Source organism: Mycobacterium heidelbergense, assembly GCF_050205645.1.
In the GTDB taxonomy this organism is placed as follows: domain Bacteria; phylum Actinomycetota; class Actinomycetes; order Mycobacteriales; family Mycobacteriaceae; genus Mycobacterium; species Mycobacterium heidelbergense_A.
The window spans coordinates 212,696-227,325 of sequence record NZ_JBNMQT010000005.1; the positions used below are offsets into that span (position 1 = coordinate 212,696).

Sequence of the window (14,630 nt, forward strand, 5' to 3'; positions counted from 1 at the left end):
TATTAGTCCATATTGTTTGCGCGGCGTGCCACCATGAGGCATGGCCGGCCCGAGAGGTGATGCATTGGTCGACAAGCCCGTGCGGCCCACCACCGCCGATGTGGCCCGACTGGCCGGCGTGTCGACCGCGACGGTCAGTTACGTGCTGAACAACGCCGAGGGCCGCAGAATCTCCGAGCCGACGCGCGATGCGGTCTACCGCGCTGCCGAACTACTCGGTTATCGACCCAACCTCGCCGCGCGCAACCTCGCTCGCGGTAAGAGCGGCGTGGTGCTCTACGTGCTGCCGCACGTGGCGGTCGGCGACATGCCGATGCAGGCCGGCAGCCGGATGACCACCGAGCTGGCACGCGTCGGACTGCTTCAGCTCCAGATCTTCGAGGCCGAAGACGATCGCCATGTCGTCGAGGCCATCGAGAACCTCGACCCGGCCGCGGTCACGAGCCTGTTCCCGCTGAGCGAGGCGGCCGCGCACGCCGTGAAGGCGGCGGGCGTCCCGCACATCGACGTCGGGACGCTGCCCGCCCTGGGAGACCCGCACCTGTCCGTTGGCGAGCTACGGGTCGAGCACCTCGTTTCCCGGGGCCACCGGCGGATCGCCTTCGCTTACACCGGCAACCGCAGATGGCGACTCCTGGGTGATTACTGGCTCGAGGGCGTGGCCGGCGCGGCCCTGGCCCGCGACCTTCCGTCGGTCTCCGTCGCTGAAGTCACCCAGGACAATGCCGTCGAGGTGGTGACCGGCTGGGTGCGCGACGGCATCACCGCGGTGTGCGCGCAGAGCGACGAGATCGCGTGCCTGGTGCTGCACGGGATCCGCGCCGCCGGCCTACGCTGCCCGGCCGACCTCGCGGTGATGGGCGTCGACGCCACGCCGATGGCGGCGCTGAGCTCTCCGCCGCTGACCACGGTGGAGTTCAACCCGACCGCCGTCGCCGACGCCGCGATCGCCGCCGTGCTGACCGAATTGGGATACGCCGCCCCGGCACCCCCGCAGCCGACAGACGTCGCCCGCCTGATCGTGCGCGACTCCACGTGAGCAGCGAGTTTCGCAAGGATTCCGTGACGCGAAGCGTTGCCAGAGCGGGGCTGGACATCCGGAGGTTAAGCGCGTAACTTCCGGTAGGTCCCGTGTGTGGATCCATGGGGCTTCAGGTCGCAAAGACGCGAGGGGATAGCTATGAAGGTGCAGTCGGTTCTCGACGAGATCCGCGAACGACCCGGCACCGGTGAGACGATCGCGGTCGTCGATCCCGCCACCGAAGAGCAGGTCACCGAGTTCAAGGATTGCGGGCCGGAAGCCGTCGACGACGCGGTTGCCCGGGCCAAGGCGTCATTCGAGGCGGGCGTCTGGCGGGACAAGGCGCCCAGCGAGCGCGCCAAAATCCTGTGGCGCGTCGGCGAGCTGATCGATCAGAACGCGGAGCTGCTGGCCGAACTCGAATCGCTCAACGCGGGCATGACCCCGCTCCAAGCGCAGGGCACCGTGACAGTCGGCTCAGAGTTTTTCCGCTACTACGCCGGCTGGTGCACCAAGATCGAGGGCATCGCCGCCGACGTGCACACCGGCGGCCTCACCGGCATCGACTCGCACCAGCACGCCTACACCCTCAAGGAACCGTACGGCGTGGTGGGGCTGATATTTCCCTGGAACGGACCGGTTTTCAATTTCTGCGCCAAGCTTGCACCGGCGCTGGCGGCGGGCTGCAGCAGCGTCGTCAAGCCGGCCGAGGAGACGCCACTGTCGGCACTGGTGCTGGACAACATCCTCACCGAGGCCGGCGTGCCCGACGGGGTGGCGAACCTGCTGCTGGGCTACGGGCACACCGCCGGCGCGGCGATCACCGCGCACCCCGACGTCGAAAAGGTCGCGTTCACCGGATCGACCGAGGTCGGCCGGGAAATCGTGCACGCGGCGGGTGCGAGCAATCTGAAAAAGGTGACGCTGGAGCTCGGCGGCAAGTCGCCGGTCGTGGTCTTCGATGACGCCGACCTGTCGAAGGCCGTCCCGATGGCGGCGTTCGGCACCTTCATCCACTCCGGCCAGGCGTGTGTGTGCGGGTCGCGCATTTTCGTCCAGCGCGGTATCTACGAGCAGTTCCTGGAGCAATTGGCGAACGTCGCGAACGGACTGCCGCAGGGCGGCCCCAAGGACGAGGGCAGCCTGATCGGCCCGCTGATCAGCCAGAAGCAGCTCACCCGCGTCCTGGGCTATCTCGACCAGGGCCGCTCCGACGGCGTTGAGGTCGTTACCGGGGGCGAGCGAGTGGACCGGAAGGGATACTTCGTCCGTCCCACCGTGCTGACCAATGTCGCCACTACGAGCCGGCTGTTCCAGGAGGAGATCTTCGGCCCGGTCGTCGCGGTCATCCCGTTCGACGACGAGGACGAGGCCGTCGCCCTGGCCAACGACAGCACCTACGGCCTGGCCGCCACCGCCTGGACCCGCGATCTGGGCCGCGCACACCGAATTGCCAAGCGGCTCAAGGCCGGAACCGTGGGGCTGAACTGCCAGATGCAGTTCGACCACTCCATGCCCTTCGGCGGGTACAAGCAATCCGGTTGGGGCTATGAGTCCGGCAAAGCGGGGCTGGAGACCTACCTGCAGACGAAGATCGTCTGGGCGCAGATGTGATCACCTCGGCGTGAGGCGTCAGGCGGCGGGTTCGTAACGCAGCATCGTCACGTCGTGTTCGGGGTAGTCGAAGAACACCGGCCGCACCCGCATTCCGACCCGAAGATCGGCCGGATTGACATTGACCATCTCGGTGGAAAACCTTGGGCCCTCGTCCCATTCGACGATGGCGAGCAGCTGCGGCACGGCGTCGGCGAAGTGCGGGCTGACGGGCCGATGGGCCACGGTGTAGGAGTACAAGGTGCCCATGCCCGAGATCTCGCGCCATTCCAGGTCGTCGGCCAGCGTGCGGGGCGCACGCACCCGCGGGTAGAACACATAAGACCGCAGCGACGGCGAATACTGGATGACGATGCGATGTTCGGCGAGCGCATCCCAAAACGGCGCGGTGGTAGGCGTTTTGACGGGCATCGGGCGTTCGAATTTCATCGTCAGTCCCCTTGCAGTATGAGCGTCGTCTGCTCGGACAGGATGCCGCCGTTGCCGGACACGAAGGCGCGGTTGCAGTCGGCGACCTGCGCCGCACCCGCACGGCCCATGATCTGGCGGGTGGCGTCGCAGACGTGGTGCATCCCGCCGGCCAATCCCGCTTGGCCGAAGCCGAGCTGGCCTCCCGCGGTGTTGAGCGGAAAGTCGCCGCGGAAGGTCAGGTCGTGGTTGGCGACGAACTCCATGCCCTTGCCCTTTTCGCAGAAGCCCGCGTCCTCCAGCGACAGCAACACGGTGATGGTGTAGCAGTCATAGATCGACACCATGTCCATCTGCTCACGCTTCAGCTCGGTCATGGCGAAGGCGGTGTCGGCGGCCGCGGCGATCGGCGTGGTCAGCAGGTCCGCGGCATACGTCGGGGTCTTGAACGGCACGTGCTCACCGAAGCCCTTGACCCACACCGGGCGATGCCGCGCCCGGCGGGCAAGGTCGGCGTTGGCCACCACGACGGCGGCACCCCCGACGCACGGCATCACGATTTCCAGCATGTGCAAGGGGTCGGCGATCACCGGGCTGGCGAGCACGTCGTCGATGGTGAGAGGCTTGTCCTTCCAGATCGCGCCTTCGGTGTGGTTGGCGTTCACCCGGGTGTCAACGACGAGCTTGGCCATCGCGCGCTCGTCGTAGCCGTAGATTGCCGCGTAGCGTTGAGCCACCTGACCGTAGGGGCCGTTCTGGCCGAGATTGCCGTACGGTATTTCGAATTCCGCTTGCGGAGAGCCGTATTGGTTGCTGGACGAGCCGAAGAACATCGCGTCGATAATGGGCCTGGGCTTCTTCTTCGACGACGGCGTGATGTAGCGGGCGGGTAGCGCGCATAGGACGGCATCGCAAATGCCGAGTTCGACGGCAGCGGCCGCCCGCCACACCATGGCCGCGGCGCTGGCACCCCCGAGGTCGACGTGCTCGGCGAATCGCGCTCCCACGCCCAGGTATTCGGCGATGGTAGAGGGCACGAAGATCTCCGACTCGGCCAGGTGTGATGCGACGATCCCGTTGACGGCCTCGCCGGGCACACCGGCATCCTCGAGCGCGGCGGCGGCGAGTTCGGCCCATTGTTCGAGGACGAACGGCGCTGGTGAAGCCTTGTTCAGGCGTTCCGGCGAGAGTTCGACATACCCGACGATCGCCGCATCTCCACGTAATCCCATGTGCTGTCCTACTTTCGGGGCAGGCCGAGAATCATTTGGGCGATAATGTTCAGCTGGATCTCCCGGGTGCCGCCGCCGATCAATTCGGCGGGCAGGTGCAGATACGGCTGCACCACGGCGGGTTCCGAATCGGCGACCATCGCCGTCTGTCCGGTCAGCTGCAGCGTGGCCTGAAACGTGCGCCGCAGCAGCACGTTCATCGCCACCTTGGCGATGCTGGACGCCGGGCCTGAGGCTTGGCCGTCAAGCAGCCGGATTGTTTCCCGAACCCCGAGGGCCTTGATGGCGTTGGTGTACGCGTCGAGCTCGCCGAGGTCTCGCAGTGCGTCGTCGCGGTCCGGTCCGGGCTGAGCCGCGAGCACCCGCAGCGCGGCCGCCCTGTCGAACTTGACGTAACCGCTGATGGCCGAACGCTCTTCGGCCATCGTGGCGATCGCGAGATTCCAGCCGTCGGTCGGATCCCCGAGCAGCATGTCGTCGGGCACGAAGACGTCGTTGAGGAAGACCTCGTTGAAGTGCGCATCGCCGGTAGCCGTCTTGATCGGCTGGACTTCTATCCCGGGCGATCGCATGTCGAGAATGAAGTAGCCGATGCCGCGGTGCTTGCTCGCGGCCGGATCGGTGCGCGCCAGCAGAGCCCCGAAATCCGCGCGGTGCGCCGCCGACGTCCAGATCTTGTGCCCGCTGACGCTCCAGCCGCCGTCGACCTTGGTCGCCCGCGTCGCCAGTGCGGCCAGGTCGGACCCGGCCCCCGGCTCGCTGAACAGCTGGCACCAGGCGATCTCACCGCGCTGGGTCGGTGGGATCAGCTTCTCCTGCAAGTCTTTTGGTGCGGCCTGCAGCACCGACGGAAGGATCCACTCGGCGATGCCCAACGAAGGCCGGACCAGGTCGCGTCGTTTGTCGAATTCCTCGTCGATGATCAACTGCTGCAGGGGGCTGGCGTCGACCCCCCAGGGTGGCGGCCAGTGCGGCGCGATCAGACCGGCCTCGGCGATCGTGGTGCGCTGCGGACCGGTTTCGAACTCCGGGTAGTCGCCCTGCCGCCCCGGCTGGTCGTTGCGCAGTTGCAAAGCGGCGTCTAGGGTTTCGGCCACCCGAGAACGGAACTCCGATTCCGCGTCGCCGAGGTTGACGGACATGTCGCGCTGCTGGGCACACGTCAGCTCGCCCAGGCGCCGCGCCCAACGATTCGCCGGCCCGATCGATGCGGCCAGACTGGTGGCCCGTCGCCAATACAGGTGCAGGTCGTGTTCCCAGGTGAAGCCGATGGCGCCGAACATCGTCAACGAATCGAGCACCAGGTCCGGCGCCGGCGAGATCGCCATCACGGCGGCGCCGGCCGCGGCGAGTCGGTGCTGGTCGAGCGATTCGTCGACGGCGCGCACCGCGTCCCAGGCCGCCGCGGTGGCGAGTTCGCTGTTGACCAACAACATCGCGGCGTGGTGTTGCAACGCCTGGAAGGTTCCGATCAACTTGCCGAACTGCTCCCGGGTGCGCAGGTGCGCGGTGACCACCTCGACGCACCATTGCGCGATACCCGCCGTCACACTGGCGACGAGGCCCAGGGCGACACATGCCGCACGGTCGACGTCGATGCCGGTGAGCAGGTCGGCCTCGCCCACGCGATGCTCGGCCAGCCGCAGCATCCCGATGTCGGCGACCAGGTCGGTGCCGTGCACGGATTCGACTGTCGCGGTTGGCTGTCCGGTATCGACGAGAACCCACACGACGCCGTCGTCCTGGCGGCGGGCGCCGATCAGGATCCGTTGTGCCGCACACGCGCCCATCGTGACGCCCGATGCTCCGCTGACCACCCATTGCGGGCCGTCGGCGCGCGCGACAAAGTCACCGTTGTCGGGCAGGATGAGCGCGGCGGGCGTTCCGGATGCGAGATCGCGCAGCAGCGATTCCGCCTGCGGCATGCGGTCTGCCAGCATCGCGACGGCTGCCGCCGTCACCGTCGGAAGCAGTGGTCCGGGCAGCAGCGCCTTGCCCGCCGACTCCAGGACACAGGCGGCGTCGATCAGCCGTCCACCCTGGCCGCCGAGGTGCTCCGGAAGGTGAACCGCGTGGAAGCCGTTGGCGACCAAAGCATCCCACCATGGGGGAAGCTTGCCGGCGGCCAGCGCATCGAACTCGTCGCGCGTCGAAGAGATCGGGGCGTGCCGGCCGGCGAACCGCCCGACCGCGTCGCTGAGTTCCTGCTGTTCCGGGGAGAGGCCAAGCGGCATCGAAGACTGCTACCCTTCCCCTTACAAGACGAACCGTCTCGTCTTGTGGCAAGATTACGGGCCGGGTCGGGATATGTAAAGCGGGCCCGATCCCGAGGGACTGTGAGAGGTGAGGATCACCGCATGCCAAGCGATCTCGCGCCGCGACGCCGCAGCGAGAAATCCCGCACGGCGATCGTCACCGCCACGCGCGAACTGCTTCTCGAGCGCGGCTTCGACGGATTGACCATCGAAGCGGTCGCCGCACGCGCCGGTGTGGGAAAGCAGACGATCTACCGCTGGTGGCCCAGCCGCCCCGCGCTGGTCGCCGACGTCATGCTCGAAGACGCCGACAGGATCCTGGCGTCGGTGAACCACACCGACGATCTGGCGGACGACCTCGTGGGATGGGTGCGCAAACTTGTCACGAGCCTGACCACGGCCCGCGGCTCGGCCATGCTGCGCACCCTGACCGCCGCCGGCATGGAGCACGAGGAGACGGCGGTCAAACTGCGCGCCGGATTCTCCTCGCCGCTGCACGAAAGCGTCCGCAACCGGCTTCTTGCCGATGGCCTCGACGAGGCCATGGCCGATTCCGCCGCCGATGCCATCGTGGGCGGCGTGGTGTATCCGATACTCTCTGGCGCACAACCCTATTCGCGGCGGCGGGCCGAAACGACCACCCGGATAGTCGTCGAGGCCCTCGGCCGCCGGCCCCGATAACCCACCCGAATCGGCAGCGCGAGCGCGAGACATGGTCTAGGTATGAAGCTATGACGCTAAATCAGGGGCCGGAGCCGTCCAACCTTGCCCCGAAGACGCTCGCCGCGTGGCAGTTCTTTCAGCAGATGCTCGCCGACGTCACCAAGGTGGTGACCCAGGACGCCGAGTCCGAGCGAGAACTTCTCGAGGGGCTGCGCGTCATTGCCCGGGTGTCGTCGCTGTGCTCGCAACTATCGGTCGAGGCCGACCTCGACCGGCCTTCGTTCTTCGACATGTGCTCGGACAACCGAATGATCGGCGGGCCCAATCCCGACGGCAACTACTACCTGGCGATGATCCGCGGCGACCGGCGCTACCGGATCACCGGCGCCCGGGGCACAAGCGCCTATCTCGGATTCCAGGTCCTGGCCGGCACCGGGCTGACCCCGCGCCGGATGTCCAACTACGTCAGCGACACCGACCTGGCCATGACGTCGGGAGAATTCTCGCTCGTCCTGTCGGCCGACGAACCGTCCGATCTCGACGGCGCGCGGTGGGTGCAGATTCCCGACGACGCGTCATCGGTCGTCGTGCGGGAGTATCTCGCCGACCGCGGGTCCGAGGAGCTGGCCACCCTGCGGATCGAAGCGCCCGATCCCGGTCCACTCGCTCCGCTGACGGACGACGAACTCGCCGAGCAATTCACCGCCATGGCATGGACACTCATGAAGCTCGTCACGCTGCACCGCACGATCAAGCCCGAGCTGCTGGAGCGCCCCAACACGCTGCTGACGGCCGAGGCCGCCGATCTGGGTGCGGCCGACACCACCCCGGACAACCTGTACATGATGGGCACGTTTCGGCTCGACCCCGGCGAGGCGCTCGTGCTCGACATTCAGCCGCCTGACACGCGGTACTGGAACGTCACGCTCGAGAACATCTGGCACGAGTGCCTGGAGCCGCGCCGCCGACACAGCTCGGTAACCAACCGCGGAGCGCGGCCGGACGCGGACGGGCGCGTGCGCATCGCGATCTCCGCACAGGACTTCGGTTTTGGCCACTGGCTCGACACCGGGGGGCGACATCGCGGATTCGTGGTGCTGCGCTGGCTCGACAACCCCAATCCGCCCGACGTCACGGTGACGGTCCGCCGGCAGGGGGAACGGGCATGACGCTGAACGAGAAGTTCGACCCGGATCGGCTCATCGCCGCCGCCTGCGAAGAAGCGGGCAGCGACGACTTCGGCGCGGACGGCTGGCGGCCCGGGCTGGAGCGTCTCACCGACGCGCTGATCAACGAGGCGCGGCTGTCGGACCTCGGAGTCGAGATCGCCTGCCTGGATGTGATGCGCGCCCTGAAGAACCGGCTCGGCGTGATCGCGTGGCGCACGAAAAACCCCGAGATCGCCCGCGAGCCAATCACCCAGCCGATCTTCATCGTCGGCCAACCCCGCTCCGGAACCACGATCCTGTACGACTTGCTCGCCCAGGATCCGGAGCTGCGCGCCCCGCTGACCTGGGAGGTCGACGAGCCCTGCCCGGTCCCGCGGCTCGAGACGTATCACACCGATCCGCGTATCGCGCAGGTGCAGGCCAGCATCGAGCTCTCCGAGCAGATCGTTCCCGGCTTCCTCGCATTTCACCCGATGGGCGCCCTCGTCGGGCAGGAGTGCGTCCGGATCACGGCGAGCGAATTCACCAGCATGATCTTTCCGGTGCAGTACCGCCTGCCGAGCTACTCGCACTGGCTTCTATATGACGCCGACTACGCCGGTGCGTACCGCTTCCATCGAATCTTCCTGCAGCACCTACAATCTGGCGTGCCCGGCCAGTGGCTGCTGAAATCGCCGGCGCATCTGTGGCAGCTGGATGCGCTGCTGACCGAATATCCCGACGCGCTGATTGTGCAGACGCACCGCGATCCACTCAACGTCATCTCGTCGATCGCCGCGCTGACCCACCACCTGCGACGGATGTGCAGCGACGAGTCCAACATCGCCGAGTGCGCGGCGCAGTCCTACGAGGAGATCGTCGTCGGCCTCGATCGCGGGATGACGCTGCGCGACGGCGGCGCGGTGCCCGCCGGCCGCGTGATCGACGTGCTGTTCACCGAGTTCATGAACGACCCCTGGACCACGATCAACGACATCTATCGGAGGCTGGGGCGCGAGCTGAAACCCGAGGCCGCACAAAAGATGCGCGATTTCCTCACCGCCCATCCCGGGGACGGCGGACGGGGTCGCTACACCTGGTCGGACACCGGCCTGGACGCCGGCGAGGTGCGCGAACGGGTGAGCGCCTACCAGGAGCGCTACGGGGTGCCGACCGAACAGCTGCGGTAGCGGATCAGCCGGCGACCGAGGCGTCGTAGATCGATTGGATCGCCGCGTCCAGCGTGGCGTTGAACTGCTCGTCGGACTGGTCGGCGGTGAGCCCCTCGGTCAGCGCGCGGCTGAAGCTGGCGATCACCCCGCTGTTCTGCGCCAGCAGCTTGTTGGCCTCCTCGCGGGAGTAGCCGCCCGAGAGCGCCAGCACCCGCATCACCCGCGGATGTTCGACCAGCGGACGGTAGTGGTTGACCGCGCTGGGCAGGCTGAGCTTGAGCATCACCCGCTGTCCGTCGGGAACGGTTTCGAGCTGCTTGGTGATTTCGTCGCGCAGGATGTCCTCGGCCTGCGCCTTGTCCGCGATCGAGATGGTGACTTCGGGTTCGATGATGGGCACCAGTCCGTGCGACAGCACCTGGTGGGCCACCTCGAATTGCTGGGCGACCACCGCGGCGATGCCCTCGGCGTTGGCGCCGCCAATCACCGAGCGCTCTTTGGTGCCGAAGACACCCTTGCCCACGGCCCGCTCCAGCAGCTCGTCCAGCCCCGGCATCGGCTTCATCAGCTGCACCTCGTCGGAGGCCTCGGCCAGCCCCTTGTCGATCTTGAGGATAGGCACCACGCCCTTGGTCTCCCACAGGTAGGTGGTCGACGGCTTCCCCTCGATCTCGCGGTCCATCGTCTGCTCGAACAGAATCGCCGCCAGCACCCGGTCACCGGTGAACGCCGGGGAGGTGATGATCCGCGAGCGCATCTCGTGGATGAGGTCGAACATCTCTTTCTCGGAGGAATAGGCGTCCTCCTCGATGCCATACAGGCGCAACGCCTTCGGCGTCGACCCACCGCTCTGGTCGAGCGCTGCGACGAATCCCTTGCCCGACGTCATCCTGTCTGCTTGCTTTTCGTTCGGCATGGAATTCTCCACTCCCTTGTGGTCGTCGCACCCCTTTCGTCACGGTGCGCAATCAGCCTCGAATCGTGTCGATCATATTCGGCGGGCCACGGCCCGGACAGGCGGTGGTCAGGCCTCGGTGGCGTCCCGCTCCGGGGACGCGGCCTTGCCGGGCCACAGCGCCATGCGGTCAAGCAGCCCGTCGCGGAGAACGAGCGTGTGAAACAGCACCGCGCAGACGTGAGTCGTGAAGGTCAGGAAAAGCAGGAGGGCGACGACGTTGTGGGCCTGCCGAAGCACGGCATAGACGTCGATGTTGTGTGGCGCGATGCCGGGCAGCTGAAACGGCCCAACCATGCCGACGGCAAACCGCGCCGCGGAGAGCATCGCCCAGCCGATCAGGGGCTGGATGAGTAGCAGGGCGTAGAGCAGGTACTCCGACCACGACGCGATGCGGCGCTCGGTGGCGCCCATGGTGGCCAGGAAGGGTGGCAGCCGGTGGGTCAGCCGGTTCGCCAGGCGCACCGCGGCGAAGATCAGGATCAGCAGCCCCAGCGGCCGGTGTATGGCCAGGAGCAGCGGGTAGTAGCTCAGCGATGCGATCATGGTCACCCCGATGAGCAGCTGCGCGATGACCATGGGCGCCATCAGCCAGTGCAAGATTCGTGAAGAGAGGGCGAAACGCGTACGGGCGGCGGTTGTTTCGTTCGTCTCGCCGGTCATGGGAGGACCCGACCCACGTTGAGCTCACTGGCCGACTTGGGTTCCTCGGCGCGGCGGGTGAACGAGCGCGCGTAAACCGCCGATCTTGCGGCGAGCAACGGGTCGTCGGAGGCCGCGATGCCGTCGGGCAACACCAGTGGGTCGAAGTTGATATCGCGCGCGTTGCCCGCCTCCTCGGTCGCCACCGCGGTGATCGTGATGGTGCCGGCGTCGATGGAGCGGCGCGATTGCGGCCACGGTTTGGTGGCGTCGTTCGTCGGATCCCCGGGCTCGCCGATCGTGAGCACCAGCCGCCAGTTCAATGGCCGCACCGCCAACGCCCCGATGAGGTCGTCGAACAGGTAGTCCTTTCCGACCGACGACGCCGGGGCATTCGCCACGCCCACACCCAGCGGAACGGCGGACCAACGCACGGGAACGGTCGCTCCCGCGCTGTTGGTGAAGTGAAAGGCATTCAGACCGTAGAACGTGCTGTCCGCGAATCCCGCGCTCGGCGGCGACTGCTTGATGATCTTCATGGCCGCGACGGTCTCGGGGTGGCGGTCGAGGAATGCGGCCATCGCCTGCGGGTCGGGCTTGCCGGTGCCGGGCATGGGCCTGGACGCGAGCAACCGCTCGTAAAACCCCTGCGGGGTGCTGTCGGCGAAGACGGGAATGTTGATCATCGCCGTGCGCCACTGCTGGCCGTTGGGAGTCTGGAAAAGCAGCCCCAGTCCGCGGACCGTGTCGGGCTTGTCGGCCTGATCCGGCAGACCGCCGGACAGCGAAAACCGACCGATCACCGGAACGCTGCCCGGCGCGAAGACCGCCGCCCGGCAGATGGCCGCGCCGGCGCCGGTGCTCGCGAAAGACCCTGCGGCGGATAGCCCTTTGGCATGGTTGCGCCGAAACCCGTCGTGGTGGCCGTAGACATGTTCGAAGCGGTCAGCGAAACCTGAAGGCGTGAGTTGCGCGCCCGGCCGCAGCCAGCCACCGGCATAGGCAAAACCGCCGACGTCCACCGCGGCGAAACCGGCGACCGCACCCATCCCGAGCAGCGCGCTCCGCCGGGTCAGCGGGCCGAGGTGGGTGGGCTTGGCTTCGGCGGGGTTGTCGGCCCGCTCGCCTCCCTGGTCACCGGGTTCCATGCCCACCGTCCTTTCGGCGCTTTTCCGGTGGAGGCTACGGCGCGGGGCCGGACTTCGTTCAACGTGCGGGTGCTCGGCGCGACAAAGTTCAGCTAGATGTCATCTAGCCTGCGCGAGAACCTGCTGGATGCGTTCTTCGCGCGGAAGCACCGGCCCGTCGTCGAGGGATTCTTCGATGCCGAGCTCGGCCAGCCCGGCTCTGGTCATCAGCGCGGTGCCGTACGCGGCGAGCACGAGTTTTTGGTCATCGCTGTGGCCGTCCTCGACGAGCATCGCGCCGATCAGGCAGATGACCGCCATCTTGTAGGCGTTGAACGCGCGATACCAGGCGCGGTTTTGCACCTTGATCCCGCTGATCGCCTGGTAATGGGTCAGCAGGGCGTCGATCGTGAGCGCCGCCGGGTGGCTGTTGATGCCGACGGGCTGCATCCACAGCATCTCCAGCCAACCGATGTCGGTCAAAGGATCCCCGACGGTCGTCATCTCCCAGTCGAAGACCGCGCTGACCTCGCCGTCGATGAAGGCGAAGTTTCCCGGCTTGGCGTCACCATGCACCAGCGTGATCCACGGGAACGGCTCCGGCTTTCGCTCGAGCAGCGCCCGGTGGAGGCGTTCCAGCGCGGGCAGGGAATCGCGCTTGACCCGGTCCATCTCCGCGGCCCAATGGCCGAGTTCGCGGTCGAGGTGGTCGCTTCCGTCGTCGAGGACGTACAGGCCGGTCTCCTTGAGGTCGACCGAATGGATCGCCGCGAGCTGCTCGGCCAGGCTCTCGCACATCCGCGCCACCGTCTGGTCGGCGACGTCGGCCGGTGCGTCCATCTCGTAGACGTCCCCGGCGGCTCGCTCCATGACGAAGAAGGGGCGGCCGAGAACGTCGCCGGTGTCCTCGAACCACAGCGCCCGGGGCGCGCGTACCGCGGTGTCCTCCAACGCGCGCAGGATCGTGAACTGGCGCATGAGGTCATAGGGCTCCAGCAGCGCGGGCGGTTTGGGGCGCAGCCGCACCACCACGTCTTGGCGGGCGTCTCGCTCACCGTGTCGCGCCACGATGCTCAGCGTCAGCATCTCGGCGGAGTGCCCGAAGTTCACGCGATCGAGGCCCTCGATGCGGACCTCGTCGGAATCGGGCAGTTGCGTGCGCAGCCAGGCGGTCAAACGCTCAGCGACGGTGGCGTCCAGCGTCATTGACGGATTCCGTCGCTATCACCAAGGCGCTCGACCGGCGTCTTGTCCTGCGTGAAGGCCGACATGTCCATGGCCGTCCAGTTCGGGTAGCGGCGGTAGCCCTGGCCGCCGAGCAGGAGCTCGAATATGCCCCAGCCGACGTCGCCGTCGAGCTCGAAGCGCATCAGCTGGTCGAGCGCCATCGACTTGCCCTCCGCTTCGGCGAGGTGAGCGGGATCGGTGCTGTCCCAAAGGAAATGGATGAAGTAGGCGCCGTCACCTAGGTCCTCGTACTGGCAGTGCGTCATCGGCAGCCCGTAGTAGGCGTTGACGTCCTGGTATGGGGCCGCGGCGGTGACGCGGTAGGTCTGGCCGTCCTCGTCGGTGAAGACCAGCACCGCACGCGCGGGCCGCTTGCGCTCACCGTCGAATTCGACGTCATGCTCGATCGTGACGAATCGCTTCGACAGGGTACCGTCGGCATTGGTGATGCCGCCGTCGACGTAATTGACTGTACCGTCGGATGATTCGATGATCCAGGCTTCGATAGCGCGGTCGGCGAATCCGGCGTCAAGCCACAGCCAGAAATCGATCTTGTCGGAAACACGCACGCCGAAGGTGCGGTCCCGACCACCGTGGAAGCCGTCGACGCTGATGCGCTCACCGTCGATCCGCACCCAGCCGGTCCATCGTCCCGGCTCCTTCATGTGATACATGTCGGCCAACATCTGGCCGTCGGCGCCCCGCACCTTCATCGGCAGTAGTTCCCACATCGGGGCGGTGGGCTCGTAGTAGAGCTCCCACTCGATCCCCGACCCATTGGGGTCGACGTCGAGTCTCCACTTCTTCAGCGGCTCGACGCAGGTAAAGCGCATCGGCCCGGCACTCAGCTCACCGCGGTCGTCGCCGGTCACCGGCCGGCCCGCCAACAGATCCCAGTGCCGACCGTCGGCGAGGCTGACCTTGACATAACCCAGCCCGCTCGCGGTGTTCGGATTGTTGCCGTAGCCGGCCGCTAACAGCATCGTGCCGTCCGGCGACGCGGCGAAGAAGTAGCAGCGATCCGACCACGTGGGATCGGCGTCGTGCACTTGGTCGAAGGTGGTCGGGAGCTGGTGGGTGAAGGTTTCGTCCGCGGCGGAATAGCCCATTAGTCCCCTCTCCGGTTGGATAATCGCCAGCGCCCCAACATAATTCGGTATCGCGGA

Annotated in this window: 13 protein-coding genes; 5 read left to right on the forward strand and 8 right to left on the reverse strand. The window is 67.0% G+C overall.

What is annotated here, in order from left to right; all coding sequences use genetic code 11:
• Positions 1-40: 40 nt before the first annotated feature.
• Both ACQI5H_RS07740 and ACQI5H_RS07745 read left to right on the forward strand, forming a co-directional pair.
• Positions 41-1,039 (forward strand): LacI family DNA-binding transcriptional regulator, encoded by a 999-nt coding sequence (locus ACQI5H_RS07740; RefSeq protein ID WP_427078800.1) that lies wholly within the window; start codon positions 41-43, stop codon positions 1,037-1,039.
• Between the two features lie 141 nt (positions 1,040-1,180).
• Positions 1,181-2,635, forward strand: a complete 1,455-nt coding sequence (locus tag ACQI5H_RS07745) for an aldehyde dehydrogenase family protein (protein WP_427078801.1) — start codon at positions 1,181-1,183, stop codon at positions 2,633-2,635.
• Between the two features lie 18 nt (positions 2,636-2,653).
• On the opposite strand, the gene ACQI5H_RS07750 is transcribed toward ACQI5H_RS07745, so the two are convergent.
• Genes ACQI5H_RS07750 through ACQI5H_RS07760 form a run of 3 tightly spaced genes read right to left on the reverse strand, consistent with a single transcriptional unit; the run spans position 2,654 to position 6,509 of the window.
• Entirely contained in the window at positions 2,654-3,064 is a 411-nt protein-coding gene (locus tag ACQI5H_RS07750) for a Zn-ribbon domain-containing OB-fold protein (RefSeq protein ID WP_427078802.1), read from the reverse strand.
• 2 nt (positions 3,065-3,066) lie between these two features.
• Positions 3,067-4,275: a thiolase family protein gene (locus ACQI5H_RS07755; protein ID WP_427078803.1), complete on the reverse strand. Its 1,209-nt coding sequence runs from the start codon at positions 4,273-4,275 to the stop codon at positions 3,067-3,069.
• An 8-nt stretch (positions 4,276-4,283) separates the two neighbouring features.
• Positions 4,284-6,509, reverse strand: a complete 2,226-nt coding sequence (locus ACQI5H_RS07760; RefSeq protein ID WP_427078804.1) for an acyl-CoA dehydrogenase — start codon at positions 6,507-6,509, stop codon at positions 4,284-4,286.
• Between the two features lie 123 nt (positions 6,510-6,632).
• Between ACQI5H_RS07760 and ACQI5H_RS07765 the strand changes: the two genes are divergently transcribed.
• The 3 genes from ACQI5H_RS07765 to ACQI5H_RS07775 are packed head-to-tail and all read left to right on the forward strand — an operon-like array spanning position 6,633 to position 9,531.
• Positions 6,633-7,211, forward strand: a complete 579-nt coding sequence (locus ACQI5H_RS07765; protein WP_427078805.1) for a TetR/AcrR family transcriptional regulator — start codon at positions 6,633-6,635, stop codon at positions 7,209-7,211.
• Positions 7,212-7,261: 50 nt separating this feature from the next.
• The gene (locus ACQI5H_RS07770) at positions 7,262-8,362 is read left to right on the forward strand and encodes a DUF1214 domain-containing protein (protein ID WP_427078806.1); all 1,101 of its coding nucleotides are present in this window, start codon (positions 7,262-7,264) and stop codon (positions 8,360-8,362) included.
• Positions 8,359-9,531: a sulfotransferase family protein gene (locus ACQI5H_RS07775; RefSeq protein WP_427078807.1), complete on the forward strand. Its 1,173-nt coding sequence runs from the start codon at positions 8,359-8,361 to the stop codon at positions 9,529-9,531. Before ACQI5H_RS07770 ends, ACQI5H_RS07775 begins: the two co-directional genes overlap by 4 nt.
• Positions 9,532-9,535: 4 nt before the next feature.
• On the opposite strand, the gene ACQI5H_RS07780 is transcribed toward ACQI5H_RS07775, so the two are convergent.
• From ACQI5H_RS07780 to ACQI5H_RS07800, 5 genes are all read right to left on the reverse strand, one after another.
• Complete coding sequence (locus tag ACQI5H_RS07780) at positions 9,536-10,429, reverse strand: fructose bisphosphate aldolase (protein WP_427078808.1); 894 nt, start codon at positions 10,427-10,429, stop codon at positions 9,536-9,538.
• Positions 10,430-10,537: 108 nt separating this feature from the next.
• The gene (locus ACQI5H_RS07785; protein ID WP_427078809.1) at positions 10,538-11,131 is read right to left on the reverse strand and encodes a cytochrome b; all 594 of its coding nucleotides are present in this window, start codon (positions 11,129-11,131) and stop codon (positions 10,538-10,540) included.
• The gene (locus tag ACQI5H_RS07790; protein ID WP_427078810.1) at positions 11,128-12,258 is read right to left on the reverse strand and encodes a catalase family peroxidase; all 1,131 of its coding nucleotides are present in this window, start codon (positions 12,256-12,258) and stop codon (positions 11,128-11,130) included. The genes ACQI5H_RS07785 and ACQI5H_RS07790 overlap by 4 nt, the downstream gene beginning before the upstream one ends.
• 99 nt (positions 12,259-12,357) lie before the next feature.
• Entirely contained in the window at positions 12,358-13,443 is a 1,086-nt protein-coding gene (locus ACQI5H_RS07795; protein WP_427078811.1) for a phosphotransferase family protein, read from the reverse strand.
• Positions 13,440-14,573, reverse strand: coding sequence for a DUF7064 domain-containing protein (locus tag ACQI5H_RS07800; RefSeq protein WP_427078812.1), 1,134 nt, complete (start codon positions 14,571-14,573; stop codon positions 13,440-13,442). The genes ACQI5H_RS07795 and ACQI5H_RS07800 overlap by 4 nt, the downstream gene beginning before the upstream one ends.
• Positions 14,574-14,630 lie beyond the last annotated feature (57 nt).